A 16903-nucleotide genomic window follows, 5' to 3' on the forward strand; every position below is an offset into this window, starting at 1 on the left:
ATAAATACATTTTGGTAAGATGCTATCAAATTAGCACAGTACGATACACGGATGCATTTATCGAAGCTGGACGCCAAGGTATTATCACTACCGAATTAGCCAGCGAACTAGCACAAGCGGCGGGAATGCGGAATATTTTAGTGCATCAGTATAAAGATATAGATAGCACTATAGTTTTTGCTGCTATCCAAAAAGCTTTAATTCAATATTCACTATATATCAAAGAAATTACAGATTATATTAATTTATTAGATTCAGAGGTCAACAATGAATAAGCAAATAATTCTAGAAAGGAATATGTACACACTTGTTTACTCTATGCGCGTGAGTTCATTGCTGATAATAACGTTTGATTTTTATGGAGTAAGGGCACGGCAGTGCCGTACCCCTACAGGTAATAATTGTGACATTAATTTGCTTATGTCTTGTCTTAACACCATCGCCTATCGTGAAAAGGTGCGTTACGCTTCGCTAACACACCCTACTATTATCGTTAAACTGGGCGCACGTCTGTGCGCCCCTACAATTCTAATCCATCAATTAAGGTGTGCCACGCCACTACCACCCGACAAATAGCTGGTTCCCCTTCTCCCTTGATGGGAGAAGGGGTTAGGGGATGAGGGTGAAACAGCCCCTGAAAAACCTAGGAAAATATCAAGATTTATCGAGGCAAAAAAATGACTAAAAAGCCGCATCAATCAGAACAACAGATTCAACAGTTATCCCTATTCGATATCACCCCAGACACCGATGATGATTGGTTAGACAATGACGACTTAGGCTTTAATACCGAACCCTCAAACCGCACTCTGGAAACCCCCCAATCCTTACTCACCCTCACCCTACTGCGAGAAGCAATTCAAGCACAGAATCCCGATGACCCCGTGATGCAGGATTTTGGTAAGTATGTTTTACCCAATCTCTTACAATTCGCCATTGGCGTAACTGCAAAAGGCGGAAAGTTTTTCGATCACCTAGATCAACAGCGAGAAGCCGAAGGGAAAGAAAAAGTCCGCCGAGATAATGCTACTGATCAATCCCTCAACACCCATTTACTCAATGGCTTATTTCCCGCTAATTTAATTCAAAAGCGACTCAAAACCCTAAACACAACTGTTAAACGAGTCGTGGGAGAACGTGAACGCCGCCTAGTCACCGCCGCCTTTATTCTCCATGACTTTGAAAAGTTCCCCGATGTCCCCAAAGATTGCCGAAAATTGTCACTAGACGAACATCGGCAGATCATTGATCACAAAGTTCGCCAACTAGGATTAGATTCCTTAATTAATCCAGAGAATCCCGACACCTATTCTGAGTATATTGATGATTTATTATGCATGGCGTATAATGCCCAACGACGCTGGGATACTAACTGGAACTTCTCTGAATATGGACTCAATCCAGTATTACGCGATCGCACGCTGCGCTGTTTGTCTGAGTTAACCTGTCTGGCTGACTCCTTATCGTCGATTGTTAAGCATCCTCAAGATGCGACAAATCCCAGACTGAAAGAACTTATTCACAGTCTGAGTGATGGACAACTGACATTTACTTATCACAGTATTGCCGAGAATCGCGGCGTATTAACTAATGTGGTAAATAATGCCTTAATTCAGATTCATCAGACACATTCAGATATTGAACCCTTACTCTATTTACCCACCGGGGTTATTTATTTAGCACATCACCACGCGCCTGGGATTTCCCTAGCGGGTTTATCCGATCAGGTTGTCGCCAGAATTAAATCCCTGTGTCGAGAACAATTGCGCCTGAGACAAACGGGATTTGGGCGCGATGGGAAGGGAATGAAATATGCCGACTATTATCAGTTATTTTTTGATGAGTCTGGGTTAATGGAAGTCGCCTTAGATGCAACCTTGCGGATTTTAAATCCGAATAAAGCATCAGTGGCTAAGAGTCGCAGTGATAACCTAGTTAAGTTTCAGCAACAGGGAATCTTATCCGCTGATTATGACTTTAAGTTTGGCGATGATATCCGCATTGATCAACTAGCCGAATTTGGGGATTTAGTTAGTCGTAAGATTTGGGGGGAACGGGTAAATCAAATTGAAGCGGCGCGGAAGCAGGATAAACAGTTACCCGAACTTCCCCACCTGGATTTAGTCCATAAACTGGCGGAATATTGGCATCTGGGCGAGTATTTGCCGCCCATTCGGGAGATTCAGCAGATTAATCAACGACTGAAGCAGAAGAAGTTAAAAGGAAATACAGGGGGTGTTCCCTACGAATGGTATTTTTTGGCGGCGAAATATCTGCAAAAACATCCAGGGTTGGAAACTATTCGCGACACGGGCGAGGAGTTAATTGCCTATGCGACAGCGTTAATTCAACCTCTGATATCTGAGTATCAAGTACCCGATGGCTGGGATGATTTAAGGCTTTGGCTGGAACGGGTGGTGATGTTACCCAGTTATCGAGATGACAAGGCGACAGTTGATGTCTTTTTAGCAGAATTGGCGACGTATCAAGGGGCGAAGAAATCCGGGCGAGGGCGTCAGTTAATCTGTTCGATTTCCCATTCTCCCTACACAGTAACGGAACAGATGGAATCGGCAGTTTTATTTACGCCCCAGGTGTATACGAATAAGCAAATGCTGGGCGGTTCTAATGCTAAACGGAATATTTCCAGTATTGCGGGAATTGAGATGATGTTGCGGCAAATCTTGATGAACCAAACTCAGGCGGTGGGGAAACGGTTTGAGGAGGGGAAATATCGGTATCTGTATTTTTATCCGACTTATTACTTTACGCCAGAGACAAATCTGTTTCTCCAAAAAGCCTATAGTGGAATTGCCCAAACTCGGTTTAATACCCAGATTCGTAATCATTTTATTAGTCAGGAGTTGAAGGCAGATTTCAGCCGTCGCCGTTATCAGACGGTGGATATGTTTCTGATTCAAAACACCCTTGAACCGGGACGCGATCGCACGTTTAAATTGGCGTATCCTGATGATCAACCGATGACATTTTACTTCATGGCAATCCCACCGGGGCGCGATAGTACGGATACGGAGTCGTGGGTAATGGCGAGTTGGTTAGGGTTAGCGTTTCCGATGATTCTAGATGTAAAAACGGTAGTGTCTGAGTCTCCGATTCCCCCCTTTACTGATGGCGCGGCGTTTGAAGAGACGGTGTTTCTGGATAGTGCGCCCCCAGCATTTCGGGCTTTAGTGAAACGCGATCGCTTCCGCTTAGATTATATCCTAGAGGGCTGGACAGAGAACAGAATTGAGTATCCTGCACCGTTGAATGTGCTGACGGCGGCGTATGCAATTCATCTAGATGTTAATGCTAAATCGGGTAAATCTGGGTATGACCCGAATTGGGGGAAATTAACGGAACTGGCGAATGAGTTTGAAACCAGTTCCTTGTCTGTGTTTAGTTATCTGAACCGCTGGGTGCGTCGCCATAGTCAGGATACCGCCCCATTGAATAAAATTCGCCTCTATGCTTATCAGTTTTACCCTTGTTTTGACCCCTATACTTATTATGATTCGGATCGGGAGGAATTAATCGTGACAGAACAATCGAGTCTCAATCATCCTAAGCAGTTGATGGAACTGTATCGCCAATTTTATCGGGCAAATAAGCGCTATAATCCTAAGGCTAATGCCGTGTTAAAACCGATTGATATTGCCGCTGATACAATTTTAAAAGCCGATACAACGGTGTTTCAAGGGGAAGCCTTGGTGATGGCGGTAGCGGCGGAAGTATTTAAACTGATGGATCGGGTTCACGGGTCAACGGCTGAGGGGCGCTGGGTGATTAGTAATCGGGAAAAAGAACGGGAAGCAATTATCGAATTTGCCCGATACTTTGTGGGGGAGGTTTTTGAGAAGTCGTTTCGGTGCGATCGCGCCCGGTTAGCTGGGCGACAATTGAATTTAATTCGGGATACTTGTGAGTTTTTGTATCGCTTGGAAGATGATAAAGAAAATCGTCAGCGCCAGGAGGAATTAACGGAGGATGGAATTAAGGAGGGCTGAGGTTAATTGATGAGTCAAAATGTTTTTTTAACGCAGAGGTACGCAGAGGTGGGTGCAGAGGTACGCAGAGATTTTAGCAGGGGGTGTATGTCAACTATGTAGGTTGTGAGGAACGTAGGCGAAGCCTTCTCGGAGAGTAACCCAACTTATCGAGTTAGCTTTGATATTGTGTGCAAACCTGACATTTTCCCTTTAACCCGTTCGAGGGGAAGGTTTATAGAGTTGGGGGAATAACCGAAGGATGAACAGTTACAAATCACCTCTTTTTCAATTGTCACTTACTAATTAGGAGAAAACGAATGTCATTTCTGAAAACTATCGACACGAATCTATTTCATTCAGAACTTCCCTACAAGCCGATGGGTAAATATGTTCATTTTCTGACGATTCGGATTACTGAATCTTACCCTCTGTTTCAAACCGATGGTGAATTGAATAAGGCACGAGTGCGGGCGGGGATTCAAGATAAGACACCAATTAGTCGCCTGTCTATGTTTAAGCGGAAACAGTCTACTCCAGAACGCTTAGTCGGGCGAGAGTTACTGCGAAACTATGATTTAGTTACGGCGGATGAGTGTGAATACAATGTCAGTTTTGCTATGGATAATCCGGACTGTATCATCTATGGATTTGCCATTGGGGATTCGGGGTCAGAAAAGTCTAAAGTTGTGGTAGATACGGCTTTTTCTATTACCCCTTTTGATGAGTCTCACGAAACCTTTACCCTGAATGCACCCTTTGAAAATGGCACAATGACATCGAAAGGAGAAAAGGGTTCTAAACCGGGAGAAGTCACCAGTCGAATTAATCAACAGGATCATATTCGTCCCCAAGTCTTTTTCCCCAGTATTGTCACCCTCAAAGATCCTACAGAAGCCAGCTTTATTTACGTCTTCAATAATATCCTCCGTACCCGTCATTATGGCGCACAAACCACCCGCACGGGACGAGTCAGAAATGAATTACTGGGGGTAATTTTTGCTGATGGAGAGATTATCAGTAATTTACGCTGGACTCAGGCAATTTATGACCAAATGAAGGAAAAGAATACCTTACCCACTCTTGATCCTCTAGATGAAGAGGATGTCATAGATGCTGCAACAACCGCCATTGAACAATTAATGAGTCAAGAATTTATTGTCCACACTGATTATATTGGGGGTGAGTTTCAACCGCTGCTGAATGAGGTGAAAACTTTGGTCGGAAGTGAAGCCGGAATTCAGTCTGTGTTACAGCAAGCCGATGCTGAAGCCAAAGAGTATGCCCAAAAACATATTAGTTCCAAGAAAAAGGCGAAAGCGAAATCAACAAATTGACCTAGGGGCGCAAGGCTGGTATTGGCATCAACGTCAGTTCAATATAGTCCCCCGTTGAGATCCCCCTAAATCCCCCTTAAAAAGGGGGACTTTGAGAAGTGTTTTCTTCCTCCAATTGCTTCAAACAGCCCCAACCAGCTAGAAATTGAAAAAGGGGTATTTTGAGAAATATCTTGTTTCCCGCCTTTTTAGAGGAAATGTTGAGAAATATCTTGTTTCCCGCCTTTTTAGAGGAAACATTGAGAAATATCTTGTTTCCCGCCTTTTTAGAGGAAACATTGAGAAATATCTTGTCCCCCCCCTTTTTAGAGGAAACATTGAGAAATATCTTGTTCCCCCCTTTTTAGAGGAAACATTGAGAAATATATTGTTCCCCCCTTTTGAAGGGGGGTTAGGGGGGATCTCTTATCGAGTCAATTCCCCAACCTCCAATCCCCAATCTCCATTAACATTATGGCAATCCTTTACCGCTATCAAATTGAATTACACGATAGTCTCTATTTCGCCACTCGTGAAATAGGCAGACTCTATGAAACCGAACCCGTACTTCACAATTATGCCCTCTCCTACGCCTTCGGATTAGTTGATAGTGAACGATATGCTACAACCGTCCCTCCAGAGGCATCCTATCGCTATTTTTGTGCTGAACAGGTTCCCCAGTATCAAGCACAGTTAACCCCGCTGAATCAACGAGGAATTTATATCACCCCCGCCCGTTCAATTGAACATACCTCAGTTCTCAATACCTGGAAATATGCCGATAATCGCTATCATGTGGAAATGAAGAAAACCCAGAAAAATATTCCCAGTTTTGGCAGGGCAAAAGAGATTGCCCCAGAAAGTCGCTTTGAAGGCTTTGTGATTAGCCAAACCCCTTTAACCTTGCCCAGTTGGATTCGCTTAGGGAAATGGGCAAGTAAGGCACGGGTGGAGATTATAGAAACTCAGGAAAGTCAAGTATCTGGAGGAACTGAAGCGTTTGTATTTCCCTATCCGCTGAACCCATTAGATGTTATGTTTTGCCATCGGGTCATCAGTTATGACGTGATTAATATGCCTCCTGTCAGTTTGATCAAGATGGTTACTTTGCAGGGGCAATACTACCGATTTAACCGTCTCAAAATTCCTGCATTGATGCAGTATCGCTTTAGTGAATAACCTAGGTAAGGGTACGGCAGTGCCCATTGGTGTCAACTTAAGGTGAAAGTCAATGCTGGCAAGGTTTTAAACTGTGGCTATCTACTCCTTGACATTTTCCCCCTCATCCCCTAACCCCTTCTCCCACCGTGGGGAGAAGGGGAACCGGATTCTCTTACTCCCCTTACTCCCCTCTTGCTCCCCTCTCCCAAGCTTGGGAGAGGGGCTGGGGGTGAGGGCTGGCGTGGGAGAGGGGCTGGGGGTGAGGGGTTGAGCTTAAGTTGACACGGGTGAGCAGTGTCGTCCCCCTACAAATCAATATCCTAATAATTACAGGTCAAACAAATGAACGAGACTGATTACATTCCCATCGCCTCTCTTAACCAATATTCTTACTGTCCCCACCGTTGTTGGCGGATGTTTTGTGCGGGAGAATTTAGCGAGAATTACTATACCATTGATGGCACCAGTTTACACGATCGCGTCCACACTGTCGGGGAGTCTCAACGGGAGGAAGTTTGGCAAGTGCGGGCGATTTGGCTGAAGTCTCAACAGTATCACCTAATCGGGAAATCGGATTTAATTGAATCAGAATCGGGTGAACTCTATCCCGTGGAATATAAGCGGGGGCGCAAAGCGTCTAGGATGGTAGCTTTAGCTACGAGTCTTAGCTAATGTTTTTACGATAGCTAAATAGGTATTAGAATAAAGGTAAGGAGGTGATGCAAAGTGTTTAATCTGACTTACGCCTATAAACTAAAGCCAACCAAAAATCAGGTAGTCATTTTTGAAGATTGGCTAGAACAAAACCGCCGTGTGTACAACTATGCACTAGCAGAGAGAAAAGATTGGTTTAAATCGCGTAGTTGTCAGGTTAACGCTTGCTCACTCGCTGGTGAATATATCATTCCAGCTAATGTCCCTAGACCAACTTACAATAAGCAAGCTGTAGCCTTAACCGCATACCGAAAAACGAGTGAAAACCTTAAACGGGTTCATTCTCAGGTACTCCAACAAACACTTAAGAAACTGGAGAAAGCTTTTGTCAGTATGTGGGAGCAAGGTCACGGTTTCCCACGGTTTAAAAAAGCTGGCAGAATGCGGTCATTCGTGTTTCCTCAGTTAGGGAAAGACCCCATACAGGGAGACGCGGTTAAGCTTCCTATGATTGGGTTAGTCAAGTTTAGGCAGTCTAGACCAATCCCGGACGGGGCAACCATTAAGCAAGCGCGTGTAGTCAAACGGGTATCAGGTTGGTATGTCATGCTCACCTTACAGTGGGATATTGACGTACCTCAGCCAATGCCCCATGGGGAAGCCATCGGAATAGATGTAGGAATCAGTCATTTTGTCGCCGTATCCAATGGTAAATTATTTCCTAATCCTAAGCCTTTTAGGGAACTCGAAAGCAAGCTGAGATTGCTGCAAAAGAGGGTATCTAGAAAGCGATTAGGGAGTAACAATTTGAAAAAGGCACAAGCCAAAGTAAATCGATTGCATGAACGGATAGCGAACGTTAGGAAAAACTACCACTGGGAGCTAGCCCATAATCTTTGTGATTGGGCGGGTATGATATTTGCTGAAGACCTAAACCTAAAAAGGTTAGCCAAGGGGATGTTAGGTAAGCATTGTTTAGACGCTGGATGGGGTCAATTTTTCCAAATACTAGAGCAGTGCTGTTTTAAACGTGGTGCATTCTTCCTAAAGGTAGACGCTAATAAAACTAGCCAGATATGCCCTAAATGTTTAACAGAAACGGGTAAAAAGTTACTATCTAATCGCGTCCCAGTATGCCAAGTTGCGATCGCGTTTGAATAAGGTGATTAAACCAGACCAGGATAGCATTCGTTTCTATTTCCTCTGTGGCTGTTGTCAAGGGAAGGTTGAACGCATCGGCGGGGAACCCATCAGGGATAATTCGATTTTCTTTGTCTGATGCGACAACCAGTAGGTGTTTTTTTTGAGGAGTCAAAATTTGAGGCTGTAATCCTTATTGGGTAAGGGATACAGCCTTTTTCACGGCTGAGGAGGTTGTCGCAAAGGCTGAAAGGCTTATTCAGAAAGGATTTGAGACTTTTTTGTTGGCGGGGGTTGTCAAAACCGACGGCTGAAATGCTATAGTTAGAGGAGGTTGTCGCAATCGAACCTTGAAAACTAAATACAGCAAGCGTTTCAGAGGTCGGCAGTCGAAATCCTCTATAATCCCTATCAGGGATTGAAACTATATTGATTCGAGCGGGAGCATGAATAACGATAGGTCGAAATCCTCTATAATCCCTATCAGGGATTGAAACATCGTGTAGCTAACCGCCCAAAGGATGTCCCTTGTCGAAATCCTCTATAATCCCTATCAGGGATTGAAACAGTAACGCTCATGAAATCAGTGGGTTCACCGTTTTCCCGTCGAAATCCTCTATAATCCCTATCAGGGATTGAAACATGCAACTTACCCGACCCCAACCTAAGCGGTAGGCGTCGAAATCCTCTATAATCCCTATCAGGGATTGAAACACTGGAGAGAATCTGCGATCGCGAGTCCACCGAATGTCGAAATCCTCTATAATCCCTATCAGGGATTGAAACGGCGCTAACTCCGGGTATTCAACGACTTGCCCAAGTCGAAATCCTCTATAATCCCTATCAGGGATTGAAACTTGGGGATTCGCGCTATCCCTGCAACACAATTATACGTCGAAATCCTCTATAATCCCTATCAGGGATTGAAACAGTATACAACCCTCGATAGTGTGCTTTTTTATACAGTCGAAATCCTCTATAATCCCTATCAGGGATTGAAACTATGCCCCATAGCCTAATTCTCAACCTACTTCCCCAATCGCCAATTCCGCCACAGTTTCTCAGTGGACGCCATTTACACGCCCTATTTCTTAACCTAGTTAGTTCTGTCGATAGAAACCTAAGCGATTATCTCCATGAAGCTAAATCCGATAAAGCCTTTACCCTGAGTCCCCTACAAATTCAGCATCGCAGTCATTCAGCATCCGCTAATCTGTACTGGCAACATCATCAACCAATTCCCCCAGGAACTCCCTGTTGGTGGCGAATTTCCCTACTCGATGATACCTTATTCAGCCAATTAACCCACCTGTGGTTAAACCTGAATCCCGAACACCCCTGGCATTTAGGTCCAGCCAACTTGCAGATTACCAGTATTCTAGGAACACCCCAAAAAGGGATGCCTGGATGTTGGGCAAATGCTCTGAGTTATCAACAATTATATGACCAAGCCTCGACGCGCGATCGCACTCTGAATTTCGCCTTCTCTACCCCCACCGCATTTCGTCAGAGTAAATATGATTGTGCCTTACCCACAAGGGAATTAGTCTTCAATAGTTTAATTAAGCGCTGGAATCAATACAGTGGCATAGAATTCCCGAAAACATTAGTCGAGCTTATGTTTCCCAGTTTCTTTGAGATTCACACCGAATTAGTTGCCGATTCTCGCAGTAAATTTATTGGCTGTGTTGGCGCACTCAATTTTCGGATTATGGGGAAACCTGAAGCAGAAGCGATTCAGCAAATTAATGCCTTAGCCGATTTTGCCCTCTATTCTGGCGTCGGGCGGAAAACCACGATGGGAATGGGAATGGTAAGGCGAATGAAATCGTAAAAACGTTGCACCGGAACATCTCTATAAATTGGTTATTGTGTAGGGGCGGGTTTAGGGACTAAATTCAACGATTCACCGATAAATGAACAACAAAACCCGCCCTCCCTACCGATAAATGAACTAGATTCTCCATCTTAAATGCGGCAAGGGGACTCCCGTTATACCGAAGGTTAGCGGGAGGGGAATTGCCGCCAACATTGAAATTGAGCGATAGCGAATCATTATTTTTAGGATTGGTATTCATAGCCGTCTGCTTTATGAATGGTTCTCAAGTATTTGGGATGTACATCAAACTTTTGTGTTGGTAACTGCAAGACAAAACTAGGTCTAAATCGAATCGCAATTCGACCAATATATTGACCTGCGAACTTACCTTTTTGAACATCAGCTTTAACAATGTCGCCAGTTTGGAAACCCTGGAAATACTTGGCTTTAGGAGCATGAGCTTTAGGAAATCCGTACTTATCAGGGCGACAACGTTGTCTGGTTCCGCGTCCTTTTGCGGCAATTTTTAGAGGTTTGATTCCTCGAATTAATAATCGTTCAGGAGTAGATGCTCCGACACAGGCTGCATCGAAAGCGTGAGCTTTTTCAATCCCTCTGGTTTTACGGTTGAACTTAGTGCGACCTCCAGAACCTACCTCTACAGGTAAACCAGTTGACTGAAGCCTTCGATACAGTTCCCATCGGGTAGCATTGACGGCTGCGGCATCTTTAAGAGGTGCTTTGGCTTGAGCTAATACCCGTTTAAGGACTCCTGGCTTCTTTTTTAGGAATTCTTCAACAGGTCTGTTCCCTTTAACTTGGTTACAAGAATGACAACTAAGGCAAAGATTACTAACTCGGTTTGAACCACCCTTACTTTTTGCCAGAATGTGTTCAATCTCGAACGGAACGTTTTCAACCTCGCAGTAAGCGCATTTTCTGTTCCATTTGGCAAGTAAATACTCTTTGACCTCAAAACCAAACAGTTCACCTCTTTGGTACTCAACTCCGCTAATTTCAGGGTTTTGCATTTGCTGCAAGTCAAACCTGACTAGCTCTTGAGAGATGGCTGAAATCGGACAGAGTTTTTTAATCCGTCGTACCCAAGTTTCAATGTTGGCAATCCGACTCTCCAGCGATGGTGGTAGCCATCCGGTTTTACGGGTTCTGTTTAAGAAACGAGGCTGGCGGTAACGGGTTTTACGGTTACGGCGTCCCCTTCTTAATGACCTGCGAGCTAAGAGGGAATCTTTAATTTGTTGCCCTCGGTGTGAGATTTCAATGGCGCTTGTTACTCGCCCTGTTTCTTCCTGGACAACAGCAATCCCGGTTGTTTTGCTGCCAGGGTCTATTTTGACCCGATGTGGGTGCGTGACTGACTCTTCAACGGTTCTGTCTTGCAGGACAATAGTAAATGGATAGCGCTTGAATGCTTTAGCCCTCCCTTTGTTCAGTAATTCTCTTGCCCGTGCTGGATGGCAAGGGTCAAGAGGCTGTAAGTTTTTGTCTAGAACGAAAACGCGCATTACTGCACCTCTCATTACTGGTAAAGTTAGCCTCGACAATGTTATCTAGCCTTGTTAGGTACAGCTCACTGGCTTAACTCTCTACACCTGTTTAAAACTGTACGACAGAGCCTAAAACTGGCACGCATCTTAGGGTGTCATGAGCTAAATAACGTAGTTCTCGTAGAACTTAGTCTGGTCAACTAGAGCCTGTTTTTACAAGCTCCCGCTATAGTTCGATAGAACTTAGCGGTGAGTTGTTGACCCACCTAATTTTATAGATCCCCCCTAACCCCCCTTAAAAAGGGGGGAACCGGAAAAATGCCCAAACCAATTTACACCAAACGCTGTAAAGGATGCAGTTTTTATCCCCAATGTTTACCCCAAGCCGCCAAAAAAGTGGGGCGATATCGGGAATGAATAATGCTTGCTTGTAGTCGGCGCTTTAGCGCCGCCTACGAACCCAACCCATCCAACTCCCGGTAATCCGGTAACCTCGTATCAATCGCCACTCCATCGCGAATCACCACGCGATCGCACTATCCCCTTTATAATCTAGTCCGCGCAGGCGGACTTTGTTTGTGTAGCCGCGATTTTAATCGCCGTAATCGCCGTAATCGCCGTAATCGCCGTGGCTGACGCTACGAACCCAACCCATCCAACTCCCGGTAATCCGGTAACGTCGCATCAATCGCCACTCCATCGCGAATCACCACGCGATCGCACTATCCCCTTTATAATCTAGTCCGCGCAGGCGGACTTTGTTTGTGTAGCCGCGATTTTAATCGCCGTAATCGCCGTAATCGCCGTAATCGCCGTGGCTGACGCTACGAACTCAACCCATCCAACTCCCGGTAATCCGGTAACGTTGTATCAATCGCCACTCCATCACGAATCACCACGCGATCGCACTGCGGACGTGATAACAATTCACTATAACTGCGTCCCTTAAACCAAACCAAATTCGCCGCCAACCCCACACCAATTCGCCCCACATTCCCCAATCCCATCAAATCCGCCGCCGTTTTCGTCACCATCGCCGGAGACTCCCCATACACCCCATCCAAATGGGCAACTCTCACCCCTTGATTAAACACCTCCAACAGATCATGATCCCCAAACCCAAAAAACGGATCACGACAATTATCACTCGCCAACGTCACCCCAATCCCAGACTCCAGTAACTCCTGAATCAGCGTCACCCCACGCCAACGCGGTGTTCTCCCCAACTTCCGATCCTGTAAATACAAATTCGACAACGGTAAACTCACCACCCCAATCCTCGCCTGCTTCACCAGCGCCAATGTCTCCGCCACATCTTCCGGCGACTGTACCGCCAAACTACAACAATGTCCACAAACTATCTGTCGCCCAAACTGAAACCGCAGCGCCGCCTCCGCCACCTTCCGCAAACAAATCGACTCCGGATTATCCGTCTCATCCGTATGAAAATCCAGCGCCAAATCCCGTTCCTGCGCCAGCCGAAACACCTGATCCAACTGCGCCTCAATATCCGGATTCATATACGCCACACCCCCCAAAACTCCCCCCACATCCGCCACCAAATCCGCCAACTTCACCCCTTCCGGCGTCAAATAATAATCCAGGGATACCAAAGAAACCGCCTGCAACACCAATCGATTCGCCCACTCCTGCTGCAACTGTTTAAACACGCCAAAACTAATCCTCGCCTGTTCCCCAAACGAATCAATATGAGTCCGAATCGCCTGAGTACCATGGGCGTAACTACACCTCAACCCAAACTCCATCCGGCGATACACATCCTCCGCTTGCCAATACTGTAAACTATCCTGTTTCACCCTCTCCAACGCCTGATCAAACGTTCCCTCCAGATTCGGCGTGCGTTGCCAAATATGCCCTTTATCCAGATGGGTATGCACATCCACAAACCCCGCCCAAACCTGTCCCCCCTGCACATCCACCACCGCCATATCTGCGATCGACACAGAATTCGCCCGCACAATTTGCGCCACCTTCCCCTCAGCCACCTGAATATCTACTAAACACAACCCCTCAGGCGTTCGACTCTGCCCAATCGATTGATCCTGAACCTGTAACATTGAGAGTGGCACACAGGCATTTTTCAGCCAATAGCACGGTTCTGATGGAATCACACTCATCAACTTTTCCCCTCCAAGCACCTAAAATATTATATCCTCGTCCGTAGTTGGTAGTTTGTAGTAAGGGCTTTAGCCTATCCAATGATCAGAACATCAACACCACCTGATCAGTAAAACCCATGCCTACAGAAAAAGGGCGGGTTTCGTTGTTCATTTATTGGTAAAATATGGTATATTTCCTTGTTCCATTATCGGTGAGGCAGGGCGGGTTTCGTTGTTCAGGCATATATCCTTGTTCAGTTATCAATGAAGCAGGGCGGGTTTCGTTGTTCATTTATTAAATACGGCATATTTCCTTGTTCCATTATCGGTGAGGCAGGGCGGGTTTCGTTGTTCAGTTAGTTCTAACTAGCTAAATTTAGTCCCTAAACCCGCCCCTACATTATCTAAACCTGCCCCTACATTATCTAAACCTGCCCCTACATTATCTAAACCTGCCCCTACATTATCTAAACCTGCCCCTACATTATCTAAACCCGCCCCTACATTAGGCTTCTCCTGCTCCCAGACGTGCCATGGCACGTCTCTACATTGCTTCCCCTGCTCCCCAATTCCCAATTCCCCATGACTACCAAAAATTCCCTAATCCTTTGGACATCCCTCAGTCTAAACTTACTCTTTATCCTCCTCTTCAGCATCTTAATCATTCGCAGAGGCGGCATTCCCTACCTAATCAGTAAACTCCCCTTCCATCAACAAGTCGAACAAACCGTAAAAATAGCCCGTCGTCGCAACACCTATCAATCAACCTATCACCAAATGCGAAAACAAATGTTTGAGCAAATGCCCAACTCCGAAACCGAAATTATCTTCATCGGCGATAGTCTCACCGATCAAGGTGAATGGGCAGAACTCCTCGGAAACGCCAACATCCGCAATCGTGGCATCTCTGGAGACACCACCGACGGCGTTCTCAATCGCCTCAATGAAATCACCGCATCCCAACCCCAAAAACTCTTCCTAATGATTGGCGCAAATGACCTATGGAATGAAAAGAAACCCGCCAGCGAAATCGCCGCAAACTATCGCCTCATCCTGGAACAAATTCAACGCCAAACCCCAGAAACCCAAGTCTTTATTCAAAGCCTCTTACCCATGAACACCATCCAATATCCCATTAAAGTCAACAACTCCGATATTATTTCTGTCAATCGCCACCTTCAAGACCTAGCCAACGAATTTTCCTATACCTACATTGATTTACATCAACACTTTACCAACGACCAGAAACAACTCGACCCAGTATATACCATTGACGGCGTACATTTAAACGGCAAAGGATACCTAAACTGGGCTAAAATTGTTAATCTTTACGTCAACCAATAATTACCTGAACAGAGAGACACGTCTAAATGAACAACCTAGCCACCCTCTATTTCTTTTGTGGAAAAATGGCAGCCGGGAAATCAACCTTAGCCAAACAGCTAGCCAATGACCATAATGCCATTCTGCTAGTTGAAGATGACCTACTCTCCCAACTCTATCCCGAAGAAATTATTGATATTTCCAGTTACATTAAATACTCTTGGCGTCTTAAAAATGCCATTTCCGATCCCATCTGCAATCTTCTCTTAAACGGTATCTCAGTTGTTCTAGATTTTCCCGCCAATACCCAAAATCAACGTCAGTGGTTCCGTCAGCTTATCGAGAAAACTAATGCTGCTCATGAGCTTCATTTTATCGATGCAACCAACAATCTGTGTAAACAACAGCTCAAGAAACGCAGCCGGGATAAACCAGACGGAACCGCATTTACCAGTGAGGCTGAATTTGAGGCGATAACAAAATACTTTCAGGCTCCAAAAGATACAGAACGATTCAATATTATCAGGTATGAACGCAGCTAATTATTACATCCAGTCGATGGGAATGCTGAAGCAGATCCGTTGCTTCAAAACCATATTTGATAGAGTCAACCTCCAAAAGATAGATATCCGTCTCTTTTCTCTACCACTTACGCATCAGAGCAAAAGTCTATCATTCGAGTCATGATTCCATCACAGTTGAACTTCTAAGCTAAAAGCACTAAGCTAAAAGTAGGTTTAATTCCAGAAAAAAATTAATCCGTGGCTGAATTAACAAAGATTTATATGCGAATTTCCACACCCAAACTCCTAACAGGTACAATCTTAAGTGCCGTACTCTGTGCTGTTGCTGGGACTTCCGCGATCGCACGTCCCCTTGGCGAAGGTTCACTCAATCCCAATACTCCTAATACAACAGAAGCTGAACCCGTGCAACCCAAACACGGGGAAGTTGTTAGCCGCGCCTCTAACTTTGCCACGATTGAAATGGACAATGGTGAACGCCAAATCATTCCCGCTGCCCGTTGGAAACTGGGTCGATTAGAACCCGGAACTGACGTGTGGGTAGCTTATGGTCGAATTGTCGCCATTGATTCTCAAGATAAACGCCTCAAAGGTGATAAGCTGTTCGGCATTTAAACCTTAATATCAGTAATGGCGAAAGCCTTGTAGTATTCACCCAACGCGCTTGCTAATAGAATCAGGTTTGTAGGGGCGGGTTTAGGAATTTTCGTTTGGCTATTAGTGGTAACGTTTGTACAAAACCCGCCCTGACTGAGCACCATTGTAGAGACGCGCCATGGCGCGTCTCTACATAAATGATGTGTCCTAACAGCCATGGCGGTTGCTATATATCCCAACTTCCCGGTCAAAGCGTAGCATCTCCAAACTGCGATCGCCGTAGAGATCCGCGATATGATCTCGACAACAGTCGATCGCAAAATCGTTTAACTCCTCCGGTTCAATCCCATACATCTGGTGAAAGGTATCCGCCTCCACCCGACAGAAGCGAGGGCGATGGGCATAAATGCGACATTCACGAGTCGCATGATCAAAATTGACACACCAGCCGTCTTCTCCCACCATACTCAAATACTGGTCTAACTCCTCTGGTGTCAGATAGGTTTCTAATCCAGGGCGTTCCGTTGGGTCTAGATGACAGCACGCACCACATTGCTTTACACAACGCCAAGTTGCCATTGCATTTCACCATCGAGCGATTGATTCCAAGCTTCTCTAGGATAACGGGTTTTCCTCTGTCGGATAGACAAGGACAGATGACACAGGACAAATGACATTTCTGTTACGTTTTGTATAGTTTTGTTAATTTGATTAAAAAAACTGACCCATTTCCCAGTAAAATCTAATCGGCAATT

The 16903-nt window shown here is 45.2% G+C and carries 14 protein-coding genes, 2 pseudogenes and 1 CRISPR repeat array; of the genes and pseudogenes, 11 read left to right on the plus strand and 5 right to left on the minus strand.

Annotation, left to right across the window (positions count from 1 at the left end; genetic code table 11):
- From hepT to cas6, 8 genes and pseudogenes are all read left to right on the plus strand, one after another.
- Positions 1 to 275: type VII toxin-antitoxin system HepT family RNase toxin (hepT, locus tag MC7420_RS05700; protein ID WP_006099379.1), on the plus strand; the 275-nt coding region annotated here is incomplete at its 5' end.
- A gap of 402 nt (positions 276 to 677) precedes the next feature.
- The gene (gene cas10d / locus MC7420_RS05705; protein WP_006099219.1) at positions 678 to 4007 is read left to right on the plus strand and encodes a type I-D CRISPR-associated protein Cas10d/Csc3; all 3330 of its coding nucleotides are present in this window, start codon (positions 678 to 680) and stop codon (positions 4005 to 4007) included.
- Positions 4008 to 4306: 299 nt separating this feature from the next.
- Entirely contained in the window at positions 4307 to 5323 is a 1017-nt protein-coding gene (cas7d, locus tag MC7420_RS05710; protein WP_006099180.1) for a type I-D CRISPR-associated protein Cas7/Csc2, read from the plus strand.
- A 453-nt stretch (positions 5324 to 5776) separates the two neighbouring features.
- A complete protein-coding gene (gene cas5d / locus MC7420_RS05715) occupies positions 5777 to 6481 on the plus strand; it encodes a type I-D CRISPR-associated protein Cas5/Csc1 (RefSeq protein ID WP_006099350.1) in 705 nt (234 codons plus the stop codon).
- Positions 6482 to 6805: 324 nt separating this feature from the next.
- Positions 6806 to 7096 (plus strand): annotated as a pseudogene (gene cas4 / locus MC7420_RS05720) (CRISPR-associated protein Cas4); the annotation flags it as partial.
- Positions 7097 to 7189: 93 nt separating this feature from the next.
- Positions 7190 to 8278, plus strand: coding sequence for an RNA-guided endonuclease InsQ/TnpB family protein (locus MC7420_RS05725; RefSeq protein ID WP_006099387.1), 1089 nt, complete (start codon positions 7190 to 7192; stop codon positions 8276 to 8278).
- Positions 8235 to 8396: pseudogene (locus MC7420_RS36575) on the plus strand (CRISPR-associated endonuclease Cas2); the annotation flags it as partial. The gene MC7420_RS05725 and the pseudogene MC7420_RS36575, both read left to right, overlap by 44 nt.
- Positions 8397 to 8645: 249 nt before the next feature.
- A CRISPR array of direct repeats spans positions 8646 to 9259; the repeat unit is 37 nt; unit sequence GTCGAAATCCTCTATAATCCCTATCAGGGATTGAAAC.
- 1 nt (position 9260) lies between these two features.
- A complete protein-coding gene (cas6, locus tag MC7420_RS05730; protein ID WP_006099325.1) occupies positions 9261 to 10091 on the plus strand; it encodes a CRISPR-associated endoribonuclease Cas6 in 831 nt (276 codons plus the stop codon).
- Between the two features lie 64 nt (positions 10092 to 10155).
- Here the strand turns inward: cas6 and MC7420_RS05735 are convergent, their stop codons facing one another.
- The 4 genes from MC7420_RS05735 to MC7420_RS41160 all read right to left on the minus strand — a co-directional run bounded on the left by MC7420_RS05735 (position 10156) and on the right by MC7420_RS41160 (position 14244).
- Positions 10156 to 10335 (minus strand): hypothetical protein, encoded by a 180-nt coding sequence (locus tag MC7420_RS05735; RefSeq protein ID WP_006099365.1) that lies wholly within the window; start codon positions 10333 to 10335, stop codon positions 10156 to 10158.
- Positions 10319 to 11602: an RNA-guided endonuclease IscB gene (gene iscB, locus MC7420_RS05740; RefSeq protein WP_006099328.1), complete on the minus strand. Its 1284-nt coding sequence runs from the start codon at positions 11600 to 11602 to the stop codon at positions 10319 to 10321. Before iscB ends, MC7420_RS05735 begins: the two co-directional genes overlap by 17 nt.
- Positions 11603 to 12408: 806 nt before the next feature.
- Complete coding sequence (locus MC7420_RS05745; RefSeq protein WP_044205594.1) at positions 12409 to 13716, minus strand: cytosine deaminase; 1308 nt, start codon at positions 13714 to 13716, stop codon at positions 12409 to 12411.
- A 354-nt stretch (positions 13717 to 14070) separates the two neighbouring features.
- Complete coding sequence (locus tag MC7420_RS41160; protein WP_198016385.1) at positions 14071 to 14244, minus strand: hypothetical protein; 174 nt, start codon at positions 14242 to 14244, stop codon at positions 14071 to 14073.
- A 42-nt stretch (positions 14245 to 14286) separates the two neighbouring features.
- Here MC7420_RS41160 and MC7420_RS05750 point away from each other — a divergent pair, with 42 nt between their 5' ends.
- From MC7420_RS05750 to MC7420_RS05760, 3 genes are all read left to right on the plus strand, one after another.
- Positions 14287 to 15048 carry a GDSL-type esterase/lipase family protein gene (locus MC7420_RS05750; protein WP_006099247.1) on the plus strand — a complete coding sequence of 254 codons (762 nt, stop codon included), beginning with the start codon at positions 14287 to 14289 and terminating at the stop codon, positions 15046 to 15048.
- A gap of 26 nt (positions 15049 to 15074) precedes the next feature.
- Positions 15075 to 15569, plus strand: a complete 495-nt coding sequence (locus tag MC7420_RS05755; RefSeq protein WP_006099164.1) for an AAA family ATPase — start codon at positions 15075 to 15077, stop codon at positions 15567 to 15569.
- Positions 15570 to 15788: 219 nt separating this feature from the next.
- Entirely contained in the window at positions 15789 to 16166 is a 378-nt protein-coding gene (locus MC7420_RS05760) for a hypothetical protein (protein ID WP_044205398.1), read from the plus strand.
- 189 nt (positions 16167 to 16355) lie between these two features.
- Here MC7420_RS05760 and MC7420_RS05765 read toward each other — a convergent pair whose 3' ends face one another.
- Entirely contained in the window at positions 16356 to 16727 is a 372-nt protein-coding gene (locus MC7420_RS05765; RefSeq protein ID WP_006099351.1) for a YkgJ family cysteine cluster protein, read from the minus strand.
- Between the last annotated feature and the right edge of the window lie 176 nt (positions 16728 to 16903).

Source organism: Coleofasciculus chthonoplastes PCC 7420 (assembly GCF_000155555.1).
Lineage (GTDB): Bacteria > Cyanobacteriota > Cyanobacteriia > Cyanobacteriales > Coleofasciculaceae > Coleofasciculus > Coleofasciculus chthonoplastes_A.

What these genes read in the sequence shown, in the direction of transcription:
- cas5d (WP_006099350.1), top strand. Translation starts at nt 5,777, where the DNA reads ATGGCAATCCTTTACCGCTATCAAATTGAATTACACGATAGTCTCTAT.
- MC7420_RS05735 (WP_006099365.1), bottom strand. Translation starts at nt 10,335, where the DNA reads ATGAATACCAATCCTAAAAATAATGATTCGCTATCGCTCAATTTCAAT.
- cas10d (WP_006099219.1), top strand. Translation starts at nt 678, where the DNA reads ATGACTAAAAAGCCGCATCAATCAGAACAACAGATTCAACAGTTATCC.
- MC7420_RS05750 (WP_006099247.1), top strand. Translation starts at nt 14,287, where the DNA reads ATGACTACCAAAAATTCCCTAATCCTTTGGACATCCCTCAGTCTAAAC.
- cas6 (WP_006099325.1), top strand. Translation starts at nt 9,261, where the DNA reads ATGCCCCATAGCCTAATTCTCAACCTACTTCCCCAATCGCCAATTCCG.
- cas7d (WP_006099180.1), top strand. Translation starts at nt 4,307, where the DNA reads ATGTCATTTCTGAAAACTATCGACACGAATCTATTTCATTCAGAACTT.
- iscB (WP_006099328.1), bottom strand. Translation starts at nt 11,602, where the DNA reads ATGCGCGTTTTCGTTCTAGACAAAAACTTACAGCCTCTTGACCCTTGC.
- MC7420_RS05765 (WP_006099351.1), bottom strand. Translation starts at nt 16,727, where the DNA reads ATGGCAACTTGGCGTTGTGTAAAGCAATGTGGTGCGTGCTGTCATCTA.
- MC7420_RS05755 (WP_006099164.1), top strand. Translation starts at nt 15,075, where the DNA reads ATGAACAACCTAGCCACCCTCTATTTCTTTTGTGGAAAAATGGCAGCC.